Source organism: Streptomyces sp. NPDC050610 (assembly GCF_040654875.1).
Classification (GTDB): Bacteria; Actinomycetota; Actinomycetes; order Streptomycetales; family Streptomycetaceae; genus Streptomyces.
Genome location: NZ_JBFAIV010000010.1, coordinates 1 through 18,718, shown reverse-complemented (window position 1 = coordinate 18,718; position 18,718 = coordinate 1). Strand labels below are relative to the sequence as shown.

Genomic DNA, 18,718 nt, shown 5'->3' with positions numbered 1-18,718 from the left:
CCACCGCCGTGCAGGAGCTGCCACGTGATCGAGATCGAGAACCTGTCCAAGTCCTTCGGCCCACGCACCCTGTGGTCCGGTCTCGCCTTCACCGTGACGCGTGGGGAGGTCCTCGCGCTGACCGGCCCGAGCGGCTCCGGCAAGTCGACACTGCTCAATTGCCTCGGCCTCCTGGACGAACCGACGTCCGGAGCCATCCGCTATGAGAGCCGGGACATCACCCGCTTCCGTCCACGTGCCGCCCGGCACTACCGGCGCGACGTCTTGGGCTACCTGTTCCAGAACTACGCGTTGATCGACAACGCGACCGTCGCCGCCAACCTCACGGTCGCCATGAAACCGCGCCGGGCCAGGAAGGGCGCCCCGACCATCGTCGAGGCTCTGGAACGCGTCGGTCTGGCAGGACGCGAGAAGGAACAGGTACACCGGCTCAGCGGCGGAGAACAGCAGCGCGTCGCTCTGGCCCGGCTCATCGTCAAGCAACCCGCGCTCGTCCTGGCAGACGAGCCGACCGGTGCTCTCGACCACGACAACGCCGCCATGGTCGTGGACATCCTCCGTTCGATGAGCAAGGACGGCTGCGCCGTCGTCATCGCCACTCACAATGACGCCGTCCGCGACCGCTGCGACACCGTTCTCGCAGTCGGAAGCACCACACAACCCGAACCCGTCAAAGAAAGGCAGCACTCATGAATGCCCGCCTCACCTGGAGCCTTGTTGTCGGCATCCTGGTCCTCGGCGTCGCCGCGGTACTTCTCGTCTATGGAGAACACACCGGGGTCATCCTCGGCCGGATCGGACTGCGTCTGTTCTGATCTCCGTGCCGCACGCGCCCTGCCAGGAACACGGCAGGGCGTTTTCGCGCGTTGGCGCTACGAGAGACGCCCAACGCACCCGAGATCCTCGCGGGGCCGGCCCCCAACCGCTGTCGATCACGAGATGGACCTGCTCCGAGAAGGGAGAAAGACCACGGCCCCTGCTGGTGAGCCACCCGGCGGCAGGATCCCTCAGGGACCCCACCGCCCTGCCCTGCCCGGGGCTTGGGAGCGCTGCTGGGGCCGAAGCCCCGGGGTATGCGGTTACGGGGCCGGTTACGGGGCCGGGGCCGTCAGCGCTCGGTGGAGGTGCGGCGGCGGGCCGCGAGCATCAGGGCCGCGCCGGCGGTGAGTGCGACGGCGGTTCCGCCGAGGGCCCAGGGGGTGGCGGGGCCGGTGCCGGTGGAGGCGAGTTCGGCGCTCGTGACGGTGGTGGCGAAGGGCGTCGCGGAGTTCGAGGCGGTGGCGGCCGCGGCCTTCACGGTGGTGGTGCCGGCGCCCTCCGGGCTGTCGGCTACGGGCTCGGCCGCCTCCTTGGCCTTGGTGGCCACGTTGCCGTCCTTGTCCGCCCCGTTCGCCTGGTGAGCTGCTGTGTCCTTGCTGTCCTTGCCGTCCTTGCCGGGCTCGGCGTCCTTGCCGTTCTTACCGTCCTTGTCGCCGTCGTGGCCCTTGCCCGGATCGGGCTTGTTACGAGCGGCGGCGGCGTTCGCCTCGTCCTTGGCCCGCGCCTCGAACTGGCCCACTTCGAGGAACTCCCGCACGGCTTGCGCGGTATAGGCCATCAGCGCCTTCCGCGCGGCAGCCTTCACCTCCGGGCCCGCGCCGTCCTGGATGCGGGTGACGAGTATCAGGTCATCGGTGAAGCGGGCGTCGTACTGGCCCACTCTGAGGAAGTACCGCAGATCCGCTTCGTCGTTGGAATTCAGCGCCTTCCGCGCGGCGGCCCGCACCGTCGGGCCGCCGGCGTCCTCGATGCGGGTGGCGAGTATCCGGTCGTCGTAGAGGCGCGCCACGTACTGGCCGTGCTCCAGGAAGTTGCGCTTCTTCTGCGCGTCGCCGTCGAGCGCTTCCTGCGCCGCTTCTCGGAGACACGAGCCGATCGACTTGTCGGCGAGCATCTTGTGGATCGCGGCCCGGTCCTCCGCCTCCTGCGACCCCGTCTCGCTCCCTGCCGGATCGGTGTCCGAGGCGGTGCCGGTCACCGGCTTGGCGGGGGACGTGGAGCCGCCCGCCGTGGCGGAGGCCGGAGCGCTGTCCGCGGCGAACGCCGGGGAGGACAGCAGTAACGCCGGAGCGATGGCGGCAGCCGCGACGGCCACCGAGACACGGGTGAGTCTCATGCGCTGAAAACCACTTTCACCTTGGAAGATCTCGAAACTACGTCCATAGGGTAATTCGTCAATGATCTTCCTTGGACAAAGTCACCGTGCCCGCAGGCGAGTTGGCGCCAGGCCGTCGAGGCCCTGCTGGGGCCGGGGACGAGAAGCGGCCCGCCCGGCTTCGGCGGAGGGCGGTACGTACGGCCAAGGGCAGCGCGGCGAGGGCCACCAGGCCCCCGAGCCAGGCCAGGTCGCCCAGGCCGAAGCCGGTTCCCAGGGCCTCGCCGCCGAGCTTGGAGCCGCCCGCTACGCCCAGGTTGAACGCGGAGGCGCCGATCGCGGTGACCAGGGTCGGCGCTCCGGGCGCGGCGGCGAGTGCCTGGTGCTGCAACAGCGGGATGAGAGCGCCGGAGACCGCGCCGAGCAGGAGCACGGTCAGGGCGCCCGCCCACTGGACCCGGCTGGTGAGCGTGAAGAGCGCCAGTACGGCGGCGAGCGCGGCGAGCAGCGCGCACAGAGCTCCCCAAGGGGCACGGTCCGCCAGCCGGCCGCCGAGGATGTTGCCGAACAGCGCGCCGAACCCGAACACGGCCAGCAGCACGGTGACCACCGGAGCCCTGAAGCCGCTCACCTCCCTCAGCAGCGGGGTGATGTAGGTGTAGAGGGTGAACAGTCCGGCCTGCGCCACGATGATGATCGAAAGCACGGTGGCCACCCGGCCATTCAGCAGCGCGCGTACCTCGGCGCGAGGACGAAGCGGCGCGTCCGGCGCGGGCGGACGGACGAGCACCGCCACAGCGGTCAGGATGAGGGCGCTGAGCACGGCGATGCTCCAGAACGTCACACGCCAGCCGTAGCGCTCCCCGACCCACGTCCCCAGCGGCGCGCCGAACACCGTCGCGAGGTTCCAGCCCGCGGCGACCACGGAGATCGCCCGGCCCCGACGGTCCGGGGGCGACATCGACACCGCGATCACCAAGGCCACCGCGAACGACGTGCTGTGGGTCAGGGCCGTCACCATCCTGGCCGCCGCCAGCATCCCGAACGCCCCGGCCGACGCCGCCGCCACGTTGCCGGCCACGAACACCGCGACCAGCACGAGAAGGGCCGTCCGGCGGGGAACCCGCAGCATCAGCACGGTGACCAGCGGCCCGGCCACCGTGACGGTCAGCGCGTACCAGGTCACCAGCGAACCGGCGGTGGGCAGCGGCAGCGACAGATCCGACGAAAGGTCGGGCAGCAGCCCCACCATCACCCACTCCGCCGTGCCCACCATGAACACACACGCCGTGAGAGCCGCCAGGACCGCCCGTTGCCTGGCCGGAGAAGGGGAGTCGCCCATGGGCGAGATCGCAGCGCTCGTTGTCATGCGCCGACGCTAAAGTCCGACACCAGTGTGAGAGTCAAGTCGGTGGGGCGCCGGTCGCCTGCGCATGGGGCGGTGGCCTTACGGGCCGCGGTGGCCCTACGGGCCGCAGTGGCCCTACGGGCCGGAGTCGCCCTACGGGTCGGAGCGAACCGATCCGGACGAACTGATCCGGACGAACTGATCCGGACGAACCGATCCGGACGAACTGACCCGGGCTGGTCAGCGGCAGGCAGGACTGCCTTTCGTCCCTTCCGTCACGCGTATTCGCCACGCGCATTCGTCAGGCGTATTCGTCGGGTTCGCCGCCGTGCTGGTCCTGCTGCCACGCGACTCGGCATCGGAGGCAGGTGAGCCGCCATTGGAGTTCCCCTGTCCCAGGGTGTGGGACCTGGGACAGGATCACCTCGATTCCCTTGCATTTGACGCACTGCACGGGGGGATTCGCTGTCGGGGCCTGCCGGTATGGGTCGTCGTTCCATACGCCGTCGTTCACACGCTCAGTGTGGCGGCGCGACCGCCGGCTTTCCGGTAATCAAGGCCCGTACCTCCTTTGGAGGTTCCAGCGTCACGTAGTCGTCCACGGTCCGGCGGTAGCGGGTGTGGCCGGTGGACTGCGTGTGGCGGCGCATCCACTCCTCGATCCAGTCCGAGCCGCCGGAGCGGATCATCTCCCCGCAGTCCTTCTCCTCGCCCGTGACGCACACGGCGCTGTACTCCGGGTACGTGGTCGCGTCCTGTTCGAACGTCCACGTCATGTACCGGAAGGTGCGCTTCATGGCGTCGCCCCTTCCCGGCCCCCGCCGTTGGCTGCGCCTCTCGCGCCCAGGCGGACCGCCGTGTCCGGCACCCCCGCACCGGCCCGGTGCTGCGGGCATTCGCACCGGGGGAAGGCGATGGAGCCGGGTGGGATTTCCGGCCTGTCCAGCGTGTCGCCGAGCGGCTTGAACAGCAGGAGTACGCCGGTGCCGCCGCTCTCCGCCATCAGCCGGGACAGTTCCGCCCGCGCCGCGCTCTTCATGCGCTCAGCCGCCTCAGGCCGTTCCGTACCCGAACCGTCAACTCCCGTGTGGGTGGGGCGAACTCATGCGGACGAGGAATCCCGTCCGGAATCAGACGCCAAAAGACGCCATTCGAAATGGCTTCAGTCAGGTCGCTCAACTGCTCGAACGGTTCGGCCGGGGAAGGCGTACTCTGCGTGTGGTCGCTGTTGGTTCGCTGTGTTTCTGTGGCTGTGCTGGTCACCCGGAACCTCTGGTCATCGTCTGCGGACTCGACGGAGCGACCGTATGACCGTGCCCGATGCCGAACCAGGCATGTTCCCTAGCGGTTTTCACCGCTAACTGCCGTACGTGATACGGCGCGTAGCAACTAGCCGGTGATACCGAGGTGCGCTGCCATATCGCGCATGTCCTTCGTGAGGGTGCGCTTCCGGTGATGGAGGACGTCGGCCATTACGTAACGCGCCATTGCCTGATGGCGGACCCACTCAGGAGACGTGCGCCGCAGTGAGTTCAGCTCGTGCATGGCGTCCTGATGCGATCCCAGCGTCACATGGGCGCGTGCGACGTCCAGGCGGTGACGGTCCCAGTTGTTCGAACTGGGTTTCCCCGCCGCTTTCACGCCCCTGCGGCTCAGTACGCCGTCGTCGGAACGCCGGAGGACTCCATGGGCGTCGCCGACAAGGGAAAGGTCCTCCACCGCCTTCATCTCCGCGGTGACAGGGCCGAAAGTGGTCCAGTGCGAGCCGAAGTCGAGGTGTTCCACGCCCAGCGCGCTCGCGGCCGTGCTCGCCATCCGGCGCGCTTCTCGGGCCGCATCGGGCCTGTTGTTGCGAATCGCCGCGGAAGCGACGCGGAGAGACAGCTCCCCCCACACCGCGATCTGCCCGGGAGCGGCGGTGGAAACGCGTGGCTCCATCTCATCGGCTGTGGCGGCGGCCAGGCTCTCGCACTCGTCGAATCGGTCCTGCCTCAGGAGGAGCCAGCTCAAGCCGACCACGCCCGTGGCGGCCGTCAGGGTCTCTCCCGCTGCCCGCGCGTCGCGAATAGCCTGCGACAGCGCGTAGTAAGCCAAGTCGTACTGCCGTACTTGAGTGAGGTATTTGCCCGCCAGCAGAAAGGCTTGAGCTCGAACGCTCAGCGCTTGGCGGTGTTCTTCGTCGCCGTCGGCCGCGGTGACTGCCGATTCCGCGGTTCCGACGATCCCCGGAAGCTGCTTCGCCACGGAGTCGTACCGGTCCGTCTGATACAGCGCGTGCACATCGGCGATGTTGCGCCGAATCACCTGTGTGGGTGGCGGCGGTGGCTCTCCGGCTCCCGCCGTGGCTTCCCTCAAGCCCACGGGTGGCATGAGGGCGCGCCGGATCTCCATCAGCCGCAGATGATTCGGCCCGTCATCGCGTACGGGCTCCGGCGCCCCGGTCGCGAAGAGCGCCGAGGTGGTCACTCCAAGGGCGCGAGCGAGCGCGTACAGGGTTTCCACCCTGGGCGTTCCCCCCTGCTCTACCTTGCGGACGAGTGCGGGGGAGACGTCGGCAGCTTCGGCCAGCCGCTCCTGGCTGAAGCCCGCGCGCCGTCGATGGTTCCGTACGTTGTCCGCCAGTTCTGAAGACATCACGTCACCTACCTCTTCATCCAGCGTACGCCCGGGGCGGGTGCGCGAAGGGCGCTGGAATCCGCTCCGATGGGGCCAGCGGGAAGGCAAGTAACGCCGTAGCGGCGATCGTTGCGAGCAGTGTTTGACCAACAGGTGGGCAGTCAGGCGCATATCCGCCCCAGCGGCAGCGGCATAGCATGGCGTGACGCTGTGTGCCTGTGCCGTTACGTCGCGGCGCGGCGTCGGGCGCAGGTGGCGCGGCGGATTATCGAGGTCACTCAGAAGGAGAAACCATGCGCACGTGGACCAAGCGATCCGCCCTGGCCCTCGCCGCTCTCTCCGCCGCCGCGGTGACGCTGACCGGGGCGGGTTCCGCCTCCGCGGCGTCGTTGGAGCCCAGTCACTCCACCGTTGTGCGCGTCACGGACACTCCCCGGCAGAATGTGCCGTTCGGTTCCCTCCGGGAGTGCCAGACCTACGGCAACACCATGGCTCAGATGGGGATGCTGCACAGCTACGCCTGCACCCCGTCGGGCGGCCGGTACATCTTCACCTGGAGCTGACCCTTTTCAAGTTTTCAGCCGCTGAATGCGAAACGCCTCCGGTGCGGACCGTTATCGACCGTGACGGAGGCGTGTTTCATGAGGAATTACTGGCCGTACTTGAGCCACGTCCACAGGGCGAATGACACGGCGCAGGCGGAGAGGATCTGTATCGTTATTCTCCTGGTCGCCGGCTCTGATTCACTGGCCGGAGTACCCAGCGGGTCCTCACCCTGACGTACCGCCACTCGTATGTCTGCGCGACGCCCTATGGCGCTGATAGTGAACGCGAGAAGCACGGTGGAATACGTCGAGAGAAGCGTTGTGAGGTCGTGCCCGCGCAGCTTTGCCATCGTCGACAGGAAGAGCACCCCGAGGAGGGGGATGGCGGAGAACTGGCTCCGGGACTTGGCATTCGGCAGTATGGGCAGCCAGGCGGCGAGGAGGAGGGCCGTCATGATGACGGCGATAATCCACCAGACATTTTCAGATATGTGAGGGGCGTGCAAGACTCTCTCCCTTACCCATGCGGAGCCCGGTCGGCGAAGTCGATGGCTCGCCGACTGCGATGGCCGCTGCCATTATCCCAGATCAGCGCCGTAGTTCGGCCCGGCCGCCGGAGCGGGGGCGGAACGGGAGCCGTATTCTCTCTATTGGATACGCCGGAACTCCCGGTGGTCGCCGCCGTGTTCGCGACCGTCCGTTTCACATCGTGGTGACCTCGCCCCGTTCCTATTCCCGGCCCTGTCTCTCTCCGGTCGTGGTGGACCAGTTGGCCGGCGGTTTCAGGCCGTCCTCGGCCGCGGAATTCGAGGTCGCGCTGTAGAGCCAGGACGCTCGGGCCGTCGCGTTCCAGGTCGCCGACGAGCGAATAGCGGAAGCGCTTCGTCCACTCGCGGAAGACATGGACGTCGTGTGACCTCCACAGCACGCGGAAGACGGCGCTGCGGGTCGACAGTTCACCAATCAGATTCGACAACTCCCGGCCGTACGGGTGCTTTCCCGCAGGAATCCGAAGGGGGCGAGATTCGCCCCGCAGCCCGGGGCTGCGTACAGGGTGCGGTGGGGATCCCGGCCAGTACCCCTCACAGCAAGAGCTCCCCCGTGTCGGCCGACTCCCGTCATCTGTCTCCGTGCCCCGACGCCCGGGGGCCGACCGCCGCCCGGCGGATGCGGCCCGGGCGACCGGCCCGGATGCGGCTGATGGTGCCGAGGGGCACTCGCCGACGCGCTCGGACCGCGAGCGCGCGGCTTCAAGCCAATTCGAAATCGCGGCCACGGCGCGGCACCACGACACCGCAGCATCGTGCCGACACGGCACGACGGCATAGACGACCCAGCCGACCCGGACGATCCAGACGACCCGGCCGACACCGACCGCACCGACGACCCAGCAGTGAAGGGAACTCCATGACCACCACCTGGTTCATCACCGGCACCTCCTCCGGCTTCGGGCGGCTGCTCACCGAACGCCTCCTGGCCCGCGGCGACCGCGTCGCCGCCACGCTCCGCCGCCCCGAGGCCCTGGACGGCCTCCGCGCGACGTACGGCGACCGGCTCTGGACCGCCGGGCTCGACGTCACGGACGCGGGGCGAGTGCGGAGCGTCGTGGACGAGGCGTTCGACGCCCTCGGCACGATCGACGTCGTCGTGAACAACGCCGGCTACGGGCTCCTCGCGTCCGTGGAGGAGGCGTCCGACGAGCAGATACGGCGCGTCATCGACACCAACCTGCTCGGCTCCGTCCATGTCATCCGCGCCGCCCTCCCGCATCTGCGCGCCCAGGGCCGGGGGCGGGTCCTCCAGGTGTCCACGGCGGGCGGGCAGACGACCTATCCGGGCATGGGCTACTACCACGCCTCCAAGTGGGGCATTGAGGGCTTCTGCGAGACGGTGGCCCGCGAGATCGCGCCGCTCGGCGTGGCCCTGACGATCGTCGAGCCGGGCGCGACGCCCACCGGGTTCGGCACCTCGCTCGACACCGCGCCCGCCCTGCCCGCGTACGAGCACACGCCCGCCGCCGAGACCCGGCGGTCGTTCGCGGACGGGACCTTCCCGGTGCCCAACAGCGGGGAGAAGATCGCGGACGCGATGATCGGCCTCGTCGACTCCGACGCGGCCCCGCTCCGCCTCCCGCTCGGCCCCGATACGTACGACGACGTCCATGCCGCCCTCACCGCCCGGCTCGCCGAGCACGAGGCCCATCGCGACGTCGCCCGTTCGGTGGCGGCGGACGCGACCGCCGGCTGACCGGTCCGCTTTCGTGTTCCGCGCGGCCGGTTCCGTGTTCCGCGCGGCCGGTGCCGGTGGGCGGCGCCGGTCCGTGCGCGGTTGGGCGTACGCGGTCGGGGGTACGTAGCAGACCGGCCCGGCGCCGTACCGGTGACGGGGGCCTGACCAGCGGGGGTGACGGGCGGGCCGCGGGAACTCAGTGGCCGTCGGCCGCGTTTTCCCGTACAGATGTCGACAGGGACGAAAAGATCGTCCCCAAGCAGTAGAACTATTTCTTTGCCCACCTATTACCCTTGACCGCGAGGCCGCGCAGGGTGGCCACGGAGGAGTGAGATGAGGAGCAGCAACCCGGTCTTCTCGCGACGGGGGTTCAGCCGCGACAGTGGCGGCTACGCCGGTTTCAACGCGGCGCCGCAGGCCGGGGCCCCCACCGCGAACCCGTACGCCGGCGGCAACCCGTACGCGAACAACCCGTACGCCGCAGGGCAGCAGGACCTCCAGACCGGCGCCCCGCAGACGCCGGCGCAGACCGGCCGGATGACGATGGACGACGTCGTCACGCGCACCGGCATCACGCTCGGCGTGGTCGTCGTCGCCGCGGTCGCGGCCTGGACCATGAACCTGCCCTGGGGCGCCGGTGCGGCCGCCGGGCTCGTCGCGATGGTCCTGGGCTTCATCCAGGCGTTCAAGGCGAAGCCGGTGCCCGCGCTGATCATCGGGTACGCGCTCTTCGAGGGCCTGTTCCTCGGCGTGATCAGCAAGGCGTTCAACTACCTCGCCGACGGCGCCCCCGTACAGGCGGTCCTCGGCACCATGGCCGTCTTCGTCGGCGTGCTCATCGCGTACAAGACCCGGCTCATCCGGGTCGACCGGCGGTTCTACCGCTTCGTGATGGCCGCGGCGATCGGCTTCGTCCTGCTGATGGCCGTGAACCTGCTGTTCAGCGTCTTCGGCGGCGGCGACGGCCTCGGCATCCGCACCGGCGGCCTGGGCATCGTGGTCGGCATCATCGGCGTGCTGCTGGGCGCCGCCTTCCTGGCGCTGGACTTCAAGCAGATCGAGGACGGCATCCGGTACGGCGCTCCGCGCGAGGAGTCCTGGCTGGCGGCCTTCGGCCTGACGCTGTCCCTCGTGTGGATCTACACCGAGATGCTGCGACTGATCGCGATCTTGAACGACAACTAGGCAACCGGTGCCGTGACCGGCGGCGTCCGCCGGGAGAGGCGCCTGCGGCGGCCACCCCGCCCGAAGCCGGAAGGGTCCGTGAAGGCACTGCCTTCACGGACCCTTCGGCGTTGTCGGGGGAGGTGGCCGCCGCTAGAGCAGCTTCCGAGCGGCCCGTCGGAGGTCGTACTCATGAATGATCGCTTTGGCGTGGCCGTACGCGAGGTTGTGCTCGCCGCGCAGCCAACTGACCTTCTCCTCGAAGCGGAAGAGAGCGGGGCCTTCGTCTACCGTGCGCAGCCAGTCGGCGACTTCACGGCCCGTGCAATGGGGGATGTGGGAGAGCAGGTTCCGGTGAGTCTCGTCGGAGAAGACGTGGGACATCGGCGCCTCCGGACGCGTCGAATGCTGGTCCTTCATGTCACCGTGCCTGAGTGTTCAGGCGTTGGCAACAGTCGGCGGGCGGCGCATAGGCTCACGCCGTGGATGATCTGACGTCTCTGCTGACAGCCGTGGACTCCTTCGCCGACCGGCTGCGCGCCCTGCCGCAGTCCCGGCTGAGCAGGGGAGCCGCCGCCGAGGGGCTGGAGCTCGCGCGCGAACTCGCCGAACGCGCCAGGAGATTGGAGGAACCCGACTCCCCGGGCCCGCGCGACATGCCGGACGCGGGCCTCTTCGCCGCCGCCGACCAGGTGGCTGTCGCCGGACACGACGCCGTGGAGGCGCTCCGCGGCGCCCCTGCCGCCGAGGTGGAGGACGCCCTCGCCAGCGTCGAGGCCGCAGCCAAACGGTGCGGCCTCTGAGGCCGCACCTGCGGTGGGGGCCGTGCCTGCGGAGGGGGCCGCGGCTGCGGCCTGCGGTGGGGCTGCGCCTGCGGTGGGGGCCTCGCACGCCCCCTGGTGGGGCTGCACGCCCTGATGGGGGCTGTACGCCCCGTGAGTGGGGCCCTGCCCCTTGAGTTGGGCTGCGCCCTCTGGTTGGGGCTGTGCCCTTGATCGGGGTCGCACCGCTTGGTTGGGCCCCCGCCCTCTGGTCGGGCTGCACCTCGCGGTCGGGTTGCGCCCCTGATCGGGCTGCGCCCGTGATCGGGGCGTGCCTCTGATCGGGGGTGCGTCTCCGATGAGGGCGGGTTGAGATGGAGAGGCGCTCGGCCTGCTGGATCTCCGGGCTCTGTGAGCCGGGGCGGCCGGGGCGGTTGCGCCAGTCGCGTTTTCAAGGGGCTGCCTGTTACCGGGGCTGCCGCCTACCGCCGGGGGCTCGCCGGGGGCGTACGTACAGACCGGGCGCTCGGCCCTGCCGGGTGGGCGGGGCTCCTGCCGGTCGGCGGTGGTCCTGAGAGCGGCTCCTGGCTGCGGACAGCGGCGCTGAGGACCGTTGCTGTCGCGGATCGAGGACTGCGGGCCGCTGATGCCGATCGCGGGCCGCTGACGCGGATCGTGGGCCGCAGAGGGCGTTCAGGCGGGCGCCGCCCCGTCGGCGCTCGGCGTCAGAGGGACGCGATGACCCGGTCCGCCAGGACGTAGACGCTCTCCCCGCCGCAGCCGAAGGTCAGGGCGTACGCGCCGGAGACGCCGGAGCCGCCGAGCAGGACCGGGGTGTCGCCCGAGCGGAGGGCGTCGGCCAGGCGCTCGGCGGTCTCTCGGTGGCCGGGGGTCATGCAGACGGTGGTGCCGTCGGTGAAGACGTACACGTCGAGGGTGCCCAGCGGGCCGGGGCGTACGTCGGCGAGGGGGACGCGCGCGTCGGCGAGTTCGGCGAGGCGGCCCACGGTGCGGTCGTGGTCGCCGATGGCCGGAACGGGGCTGAAGTCCGGGTGCGAGGGGTGCCGGCGGCGCGCGGCGGCCAGTTCCGGGGAGTCGGCGGCCTCCGATTCGGCGGCCGCGGCGTCGAGCGCCTCGGCCTCGATCAGTTCGGCGTCGACCAGCGGTTCCAGGCCGGCGAAGTCGGTCTGGCGGGGCACGTACAGCGTGTTCTCCGGCTGGGGGTCGTCGCCGAGCCCGGCGAGGCCGAGCATCGTCGGCGCGTCGGCGGCGTCGCGTGCCTCCTGGGCGGCCCAGAAGGCGCGGGCCTCGGCGAGTTCGCGTTCGCGCTCCTCGGCGAGCGCCTCGGTCACGGCGGCGCGTATCTCGGCGGTGGGCGTGGCGCGGGCGGCGGGCACCGCGGCGGCGGCGCTCCGGTCGGCGGCGGTGGCCGCCAATTCGTCGCGCAGGGCGGCGATCTGGCGGCGCAGCCCGCGGGTGGTGTGCAGGGCGGCGGCGCCGGCGGCCGTCGCGGTGGCCGCTGCCAGCAGCAGGGCAAGGGACATGGCGCTCACTGACGACTCCCGGTTGCTATAGATCCCCCGAATTCCTACCTCAGCTTTGCGGGGTCTGCCCCTCGTCGTCAGTGCATAACGTCACGAACCGGACAGGCCGTAGGTCCGGGACGTTCGCCTTTCAACCACGCTGACCTGCGTAGATAGAAATCCCCCAGGAGATTGGTCACATCCTGGGGGAGATTCGCGCGCACTCCGGGGCGCGCGCCGGGCGCTCGGACCGATGGTCGCGCTGCGTGGCGGTCCGGTCCCGCGCGGGCACCGGAGCGGCCCGCGTCCGCGGGCCGCTCGCGCCTCGCCGTCGGCCGGTGTTGTCGTCGCAGCTCAGCTGAGGCGTTCGAGGACCATGGCCATGCCCTGGCCGCCGCCTACGCACATGGTTTCCAGGCCGAACTGCTTGTCGTGGAACTGGAGGGAGTTGACGAGCGTGCCGGTGATGCGGGCTCCGGTCATCCCGAAGGGATGACCCACGGCGATGGCCCCGCCGTTGACGTTGAGGCGGTCGAGGTCGATGCCGAGGTCACGGTAGGAGGGGATGACCTGGGCGGCGAAGGCTTCGTTGATCTCGACGAGGTCGATGTCGCCGATGGACAGGCCGGCCCGGCGCAGCGCCTGCTTGCTGGCCTCGACCGGCCCGTAGCCCATGATCTCGGGGGAGAGGGCGGAGACGCCGGTCGAGACGATGCGGGCGAGCGGGGTGAGGCCGAGCTCGCGGGCCTTGGCGTCGGACATGATGACGAGGGCGGCGGCGCCGTCGTTGAGGGGGCAGCAGTTGCCCGCGGTGATCATCCCGTCGGGGCGGAAGACGGGCTTCAGGCCCTGCACGCCCTCCAGGGTGACGCCCGCGCGGGGCCCGTCGTCCTTGCTGACGACCGTGCCGTCGGGGGTGGTGACGGGCGTGATCTCCCGCTCCCAGAAGCCGTTCTCGATGGCCTTCTCGGCGAGGTTCTGGGAACGGACGCCGAACTCGTCCATGTCCTGGCGGGTGACGCCCTTGAGGCGGGCCAGGTTCTCGGCGGTCTGGCCCATCGCGATGTAGGCGTCGGGGACGAGGCCGTCCTCGCGGGGGTCGTGCCAGTCCTCGCCGCCCTTCTCGGCGCGGGTGGCGGTGCGGGCCTCGGCGTCGGCGAAGAGCGGGTTGTGGGTGCCGGGCATGCCGTCGGAGGAGCCGTTGGCGAAACGGGAGACCGTCTCGACGCCGGCCGAGATGAAGACATCGCCCTCGCCCGCCTTGATGGCGTGCAGCGCCATCCGGGAGGTCTGGAGGGAGGACGAGCAGTAGCGGGTGACGGTGCAGCCGGGGAGGTGGTCCATGCCCATCTGCACGGCGACGATGCGGCCGAGGTTGTGGCCCTGTTCCCCGCCGGGGAGGCCGCAGCCGAGCATGAGGTCGTCGATGTCGCGGGGATCGAGTTCGGGGACCTTGGCGAGGGCGGCGCCGATGATGGTGGCGGTGAGGTCGTCGGGGCGCAGTTCCTTGAGGGAGCCCTTGGCGGCGCGGCCGATGGGGGAGCGGGCGGTCGAGACGATCACGGCTTCGGGCATCACGGCTCCAGCGGCGAGAAGGTATGCCGGCGCGTAGCGCCTCGTGCGGCGCGGCGGCCTGGCGACGGACGGGCCTCTGGGGAAGTTACCCGTCCGTACCGCCGGGGTCACTGCCCGCGCACTGTGATGCGGGCCTCTTTTCTAAGCGCTTGCTCAGTCCTCTTCCTTTCGCGGGCGGCGCTTCTTCTGTTCGTCCTCTCGGCGGCGGCGTCCCCTCGCTCGTCCTCTCGGCGGCGGTGCCCGGGGAGCCACGGCGGTCTCGGGCGCCGACCTCGCCATGGGGTGCCGAGCTTGGATCGTCCCGCCGTCGGTCAGTCGCCTCGGGGCCGCCACGCTGCGGCCTGCCGGGCAGCGACATTCGCGCCCCACCCCCAGGCCAGCAGGCCCATCACCGATACGCCCAGTGCGCAGGCGGCGAGGAAGGACCCCGAGATGAAGGAGGAGCCGTCGGCCGTCTTGGGGAAGGCCAGCCATGTTCCGACCAGGCAGCCGGCGCTGCCGGCCAGGACGAAGGGGACGAGGAGGCTCCAGGCGGCGGTGCTCCAGTAGACGCGCCGGTTGCCCGACAGGACGCTGATGGGCGCGAGGGCGCGGCCGTTGCGCAGAAACTCGGCGGTGCCGCTGATGACGGACGCGCCCGCCAGGACGAGGATGCCGATGAACCCGAAGAAGGTGATCCACAGTCCCTGGGACCGCTTGAGCTGACCGGCCACGAGCCACTCCCCGCCTGCCGTGTTGATGGCGGCCCCCTTGGGGAACACCTGGTAGGCCAGTTGCTTCAGTGCGGAAACGGGAAGATCGTGGCCGTCCACGGAGACCAGAATGGTGGGTGGGATTCCCTCTGCGTCTGACGTCGCCGGGGCGGCGGCCCGGGTGAGTTCGCGCACGACCACGGTGGTGCTGCCGGATGCACTCCAGTCGATGATCTCGCGGACCCGCGGGTCCTTGGGCACGCCGCTGAGCGTGACGGGCCGTCGGCTGCACGGGAGCCGGAGCGCGGTCAGGCCCTGGCACGTGCCCTGAAGGGTGGTGGTGGGCTGCCCGCCGGAGCTGATGAGCTGTACCGCCTGCTCCGTGGAGGGCAGCCGGCGTACGAAGGCTTCCATCTGCTGGGGCGTGGCGGCGCCTGGTTGCATGTAGAGAGCGCTGCTGCCGATCCGGTCGACGGTTGCCTGCGCGGCCCGGGCGGTCTCGCCGAACAGACCCTGCCATGCGACGACTTGGATGAGCAGTCCGAGGGAGACGACCACCGCTGCCGTCATACGGGCCGTGGGGCCCGGGTGGGCCGCCACGCGGTGGCCGGCCACCAGGAGGCCGGGGCGGCCGAACCGGCGGCCCGCGGTGCTCATCAAGCGCCCGAGCCGGGCGATGAGGACGGCGATGGCGGCCGGGAGAGTGATCAGCGTGGCCGCTGCGCCCACCCAGTTGATCAGGACGTTGGCGGGCGTTCCCGCGGCGAAGAGGTCCGGGCCGCGGACGGCGATCAGCAGGAAGACCGGGCACAGGACCGCCCAGCGAGTCGGCGACCGGCGGGTGCCCGTGGGTCGGTTTCCCCCGGCGGTGCGGGAGCTTCCTCCGGCGGTGCGCGAGTTTCCCCCGGCGGTGCGGGAGCTTCCCCCGGCGGTGCGCGAGCTTCCCCCGGTGGCGCGCGAGAGGCGGCTCGCGGCGACGGACGCCGCGACGACCACTGCGGCGGAGGCCGCCACGCCCAACAGCAGCTCCCACCACCATGCGCGCACATCGACGGCGGAGACGACGAAACCGGTCCCGGGCAGTCGCACATCGGTCGTGCAGAACGCGCCCACTACCGCTGCCGCGATCAAAGATCCGGCCAGGACCGGCAGGCTGACCTCGCCCAGGACGATCAGGGCGCGTGCGCGCGGCGTGCCGCCGAGGGCGCTCACCAACGCGGTCCGGCGGTCACGGCTGTGGGAGCCGGAGCGTGCGGCGACCACCAGAAGAACCGCGACGGGCAGCAGTACCAGCACGCCCGGCATGATCTGGAAGGTCCACTCCGGCTTGGCGTAGGCGAGCTGACCCAAGCGGACTGGCGAGGCGTGCGCGGGACGGCCATATCCCACGATGTTCGTCGCCTTGCCCGCGGGCAGGGCGACTCGCGGACGGATGTAGGCCAGCAGCTCGTCAGGCGACTGGAGGCCTGCGTCGCCTATCTCCGCGGTGGCACGCCCGTACCGTGTGGCGATGCCGTCTTCGGCCCCCAACCGGCGCAACCGGGGAGAGAGCACGGCTTCTCCCGGGGCGGGCCAGGCGGAGAGCCCGGGAGGCAGCGGCGCCTCTGCCGTCAGCGGCGTGATGAACACGATGGAGAAGAACCCACTGCCGGGTACGGAGTCGGTGGACTTTGCCCAGAGGGCTGTGCCGGGCAGATCCGGGCGGTCCTCCTGGGCGATCGGATTACGTGCGATTCCCCTCCCGGCCTGGCCCTGGTAGCCCGCGTGGGCGGTCAGCATGGCGGCGATCCCCAGCGCGAGGAGGGCGGTGGCCGCCAGGAGCGCGATGAACCGGACACGCCCCGCCTCGGCCCTGCGGTCGGCGGCCCGGCCTACCCGCATCAGTTGTCCGCTGACTCCACGTTCTTTCACCGGACGCCCGTTCCACTGCCGTTCGTCGCCGACAGGGCGCCGTCGCCCAGGGCGAGGGTCCTGTCGGCGCGCTGGGCGATGGTCCCGTCGTGGGTGACGACCAGGAGCCCGCACCGGTGGCGGGCGGGCATGCTGAACAGGAGGTCCGCCACCCGGTCCCGGGTCCCGGTGTCCAGGGCGCCCGTCGGCTCGTCCGCGAGCAGCAGCGCCGGGGAGTTGATGAGGGCCCGGGCCACTGCGGTGCGCTGGCGCTCTCCTCCCGACATGTGCTCACTCGACGACGCCGCCGGGACGTCCAACTCGTCCAGAAGCGCGGCTGCTTGACGGTAGGCAGCCGACCGCGGGACGCCGGCCAGGAGGGCGGCCAGCGCGACGTTGTCGAGGGGCGACAGTTCGGGCAGCAACTCACCGAACTGGAAAACCATGCCGATGTGCCGACTGCGGTGCCGGGCCAGGGCCGAACCGCGCAAGGCCGTCACGTCCGTGCCGGCGACCTCGACCGCACCGGTGCCGGGGCGGATCAGACCCAGGACGCAGGAAAGCAGAGTGCTCTTCCCGGATCCGCTCGGCCCCGTGATCGCCACCGATTCGCCGGCCTGCACTTCCAGGCCCAGCGACTCGAAAAGCCGCCGCTCTCCCACAGCGTGGCTGAGCCCTCTCACCCGCAGCACAGGTTCATTCATGTTCCGCGAAGCCCCGGTCTCCATAGTGCGCATCCCACCGCAGTTGCCGGTGGGCCGAGCGGGGGCGGTGCTTGGGACCGCCCCCGCCGTGTCAGGTCAGCTGCCGTGCCGCATCAGATGCCGTGTCGGGTCAGCTGGGGTCAGCGGTCGCTCCACCAGACGGTGCAGTCGTCCGGCTGGAAGTTGATCGCCACGCACGCCTGGATGTTTGGGGCGGGCGCTGGACAGCGTGACGTGTTCTGTGGGTTCACTCGGCGAGCAGTCGGTGCCCGCCCCGCTACGTTGAGGTGATCATTGCCTGCCGCCGGACGGGCGGCAACGGAGTTGAAAACGGTTGGCCAAACATCATCGACGAACCGAACACCTGAACGTCTCGGTCTGTTTGACCTGCGGCAACCCATAAACGGACTGTCATCGGAAAGTCGTCATGACAGGTGAGTGCGGCGCGCCTTGCGAAATCGGAACCTTGGCCTGACCGCGACTACCTGATGGGTGCCTACGGCATACCCTGCCCCCTACGCCCTGCGTGCACCGTTCAGGATTTGGCTGATCGTCGTCCGTGCCCGGACGGCATGAGGGCTGATGCGGAGTGTTGCGGAGAGGCGCGCCGGTTCGGCGGGGAAAACTCCACCGGCCGGATCATCCGGAGGGTCGCTGCCGGGCGTACTCGCGCAGTTCGGTCATCGGCTGTTCGGGTCGGTGGTCCAGGCGGCGGATGAGTGTGGAGTCGAGGCCGATGCAGCACGTGGCCCCGGTGTCGAGAGCGGTGTCGGCACGATGGGGCGCCGAGTTCGAGCCAGCAGCGTCCGGCATCGGCGTTGACGTGGGCCTTCGACCGTCCGCCCTGCTCACACCGCTGTCGGCAGGAGGCTGCCGCCGGCGGAAGAACAGCAGCGGCAGGGATGATGGTCACTATGGATACGACGACGACGTCGGGCCGGGCTCGGGGCGAAACGGGATGGCAGCAGGTCCGCGACGACGAGCGGGTCTGTCCGGAACTGCCCGAAGCCGCCTACGCCGGCCCAAACTGGTCAGGTTCTGGAGACAGAAGAGCCGTCGAGCACATTCTTGGCCGCCCCTTGAGCGACGAGTGGCCGCCAGGCTCCATGCCCCCCGGCACTCGCGTAACGGTCATTCGCGATTCCTCGTGGAACGGACCGTGGCAGAAGGAGTTCCAGGGGACGATTGACGATCTCGGCGCCCCCGAGCCGGCTCAGCAGGCCAACGCGCGGGAAGGCGAGCTGGTGTACTGGGTCACCTTCGACGAGCCTCAGCACGAAAGCAGTGGGGATGGCCCTTACCGGAAGGCCCAGATTTGGGAGCGATACCTAAGGCGGGAGCCTCAGGGCTAGGCCGTTTCTGGTGGCTCTTGTCGGGGTCGGTGGGCCAGGGTCGGCTTTGAGAAGGCGAGTCGTATGGCGCGGCGACATGGACTGGCGGGCGTCAGAAGTTGTAGGGCTTCTTGGTGTTCCAGTTCAGGACGTCGGCTTCGTTCCAGTTGAACTGGGGGTTGTCGCCCTTGGTGTCGACGGAGTAG

The 18,718-nt window shown here is 70.1% G+C and carries 20 protein-coding genes; 7 read left to right on the top strand and 13 right to left on the bottom strand.

Annotated features, from left to right (window positions below):
- Window positions 1-24 precede the first annotated feature (24 nt).
- On the top strand, window positions 25-693 hold the full coding sequence (locus AB0I22_RS14900) for an ATP-binding cassette domain-containing protein (RefSeq protein ID WP_363131157.1): 669 nt from the start codon (window positions 25-27) through the stop codon (window positions 691-693).
- On the top strand, window positions 690-815 hold the full coding sequence (locus tag AB0I22_RS14895; RefSeq protein ID WP_363131156.1) for a hypothetical protein: 126 nt from the start codon (window positions 690-692) through the stop codon (window positions 813-815). Before AB0I22_RS14900 ends, AB0I22_RS14895 begins: the two co-directional genes overlap by 4 nt.
- Window positions 816-1,108: 293 nt before the next feature.
- On the opposite strand, the gene AB0I22_RS14890 is transcribed toward AB0I22_RS14895, so the two are convergent.
- The 5 genes from AB0I22_RS14890 to AB0I22_RS14870 form a co-directional block, all read right to left on the bottom strand.
- Window positions 1,109-2,155 carry a hypothetical protein gene (locus AB0I22_RS14890; RefSeq protein WP_363131155.1) on the bottom strand — a complete coding sequence of 349 codons (1,047 nt, stop codon included), beginning with the start codon at window positions 2,153-2,155 and terminating at the stop codon, window positions 1,109-1,111.
- Between the two features lie 58 nt (window positions 2,156-2,213).
- Window positions 2,214-3,503, bottom strand: coding sequence for an MFS transporter (locus AB0I22_RS14885; protein WP_363131154.1), 1,290 nt, complete (start codon window positions 3,501-3,503; stop codon window positions 2,214-2,216).
- A gap of 497 nt (window positions 3,504-4,000) precedes the next feature.
- On the bottom strand, window positions 4,001-4,279 hold the full coding sequence (locus tag AB0I22_RS14880) for a hypothetical protein (RefSeq protein WP_363131153.1): 279 nt from the start codon (window positions 4,277-4,279) through the stop codon (window positions 4,001-4,003).
- Window positions 4,276-4,521, bottom strand: coding sequence for a hypothetical protein (locus AB0I22_RS14875; protein ID WP_363131152.1), 246 nt, complete (start codon window positions 4,519-4,521; stop codon window positions 4,276-4,278). Before AB0I22_RS14875 ends, AB0I22_RS14880 begins: the two co-directional genes overlap by 4 nt.
- 350 nt (window positions 4,522-4,871) lie before the next feature.
- On the bottom strand, window positions 4,872-6,116 hold the full coding sequence (locus AB0I22_RS14870; RefSeq protein ID WP_363131151.1) for a helix-turn-helix transcriptional regulator: 1,245 nt from the start codon (window positions 6,114-6,116) through the stop codon (window positions 4,872-4,874).
- 275 nt (window positions 6,117-6,391) lie between these two features.
- On the opposite strand from AB0I22_RS14870, the gene AB0I22_RS14865 reads away from it, so the two are divergent.
- Window positions 6,392-6,661 (top strand): hypothetical protein, encoded by a 270-nt coding sequence (locus AB0I22_RS14865; RefSeq protein ID WP_363131150.1) that lies wholly within the window; start codon window positions 6,392-6,394, stop codon window positions 6,659-6,661.
- A gap of 86 nt (window positions 6,662-6,747) precedes the next feature.
- On the opposite strand, the gene AB0I22_RS14860 is transcribed toward AB0I22_RS14865, so the two are convergent.
- A complete protein-coding gene (locus AB0I22_RS14860) occupies window positions 6,748-7,149 on the bottom strand; it encodes a hypothetical protein (protein ID WP_363131149.1) in 402 nt (133 codons plus the stop codon).
- Between the two features lie 11 nt (window positions 7,150-7,160).
- Window positions 7,161-7,919, bottom strand: a complete 759-nt coding sequence (locus tag AB0I22_RS14855) for a hypothetical protein (protein ID WP_363131148.1) — start codon at window positions 7,917-7,919, stop codon at window positions 7,161-7,163.
- Between the two features lie 131 nt (window positions 7,920-8,050).
- On the opposite strand from AB0I22_RS14855, the gene AB0I22_RS14850 reads away from it, so the two are divergent.
- Both AB0I22_RS14850 and AB0I22_RS14845 read left to right on the top strand, forming a co-directional pair.
- The gene (locus AB0I22_RS14850; protein ID WP_363131147.1) at window positions 8,051-8,890 is read left to right on the top strand and encodes an SDR family oxidoreductase; all 840 of its coding nucleotides are present in this window, start codon (window positions 8,051-8,053) and stop codon (window positions 8,888-8,890) included.
- Window positions 8,891-9,205: 315 nt separating this feature from the next.
- Window positions 9,206-10,057 carry a Bax inhibitor-1/YccA family protein gene (locus AB0I22_RS14845; protein WP_363131146.1) on the top strand — a complete coding sequence of 284 codons (852 nt, stop codon included), beginning with the start codon at window positions 9,206-9,208 and terminating at the stop codon, window positions 10,055-10,057.
- Window positions 10,058-10,189: 132 nt separating this feature from the next.
- On the opposite strand, the gene AB0I22_RS14840 is transcribed toward AB0I22_RS14845, so the two are convergent.
- A complete protein-coding gene (locus AB0I22_RS14840) occupies window positions 10,190-10,420 on the bottom strand; it encodes a DUF4287 domain-containing protein (protein ID WP_030890833.1) in 231 nt (76 codons plus the stop codon).
- 107 nt (window positions 10,421-10,527) lie between these two features.
- Between AB0I22_RS14840 and AB0I22_RS14835 the strand changes: the two genes are divergently transcribed.
- Window positions 10,528-10,839 (top strand): hypothetical protein, encoded by a 312-nt coding sequence (locus AB0I22_RS14835; RefSeq protein WP_363131315.1) that lies wholly within the window; start codon window positions 10,528-10,530, stop codon window positions 10,837-10,839.
- A gap of 683 nt (window positions 10,840-11,522) precedes the next feature.
- Here AB0I22_RS14835 and AB0I22_RS14830 read toward each other — a convergent pair.
- From AB0I22_RS14830 to AB0I22_RS14810, 5 genes are all read right to left on the bottom strand, one after another.
- Entirely contained in the window at window positions 11,523-12,350 is an 828-nt protein-coding gene (locus AB0I22_RS14830) for a hypothetical protein (RefSeq protein ID WP_363131145.1), read from the bottom strand.
- Window positions 12,351-12,674: 324 nt separating this feature from the next.
- The gene (locus AB0I22_RS14825) at window positions 12,675-13,895 is read right to left on the bottom strand and encodes an acetyl-CoA C-acetyltransferase (RefSeq protein ID WP_363131144.1); all 1,221 of its coding nucleotides are present in this window, start codon (window positions 13,893-13,895) and stop codon (window positions 12,675-12,677) included.
- Between the two features lie 311 nt (window positions 13,896-14,206).
- Window positions 14,207-16,498, bottom strand: a complete 2,292-nt coding sequence (locus AB0I22_RS14820) for an ABC transporter permease (RefSeq protein WP_363131143.1) — start codon at window positions 16,496-16,498, stop codon at window positions 14,207-14,209.
- Complete coding sequence (locus tag AB0I22_RS14815) at window positions 16,495-17,181, bottom strand: ABC transporter ATP-binding protein (protein WP_363131142.1); 687 nt, start codon at window positions 17,179-17,181, stop codon at window positions 16,495-16,497. The genes AB0I22_RS14820 and AB0I22_RS14815 overlap by 4 nt, the downstream gene beginning before the upstream one ends.
- A gap of 639 nt (window positions 17,182-17,820) precedes the next feature.
- On the bottom strand, window positions 17,821-17,994 hold the full coding sequence (locus tag AB0I22_RS14810) for a hypothetical protein (protein ID WP_363131141.1): 174 nt from the start codon (window positions 17,992-17,994) through the stop codon (window positions 17,821-17,823).
- A gap of 101 nt (window positions 17,995-18,095) precedes the next feature.
- Here AB0I22_RS14810 and AB0I22_RS14805 point away from each other — a divergent pair, with 101 nt between their 5' ends.
- Complete coding sequence (locus AB0I22_RS14805; RefSeq protein ID WP_363131140.1) at window positions 18,096-18,533, top strand: ferrous iron transport protein A; 438 nt, start codon at window positions 18,096-18,098, stop codon at window positions 18,531-18,533.
- Window positions 18,534-18,718: the final 185 nt, after the last annotated feature.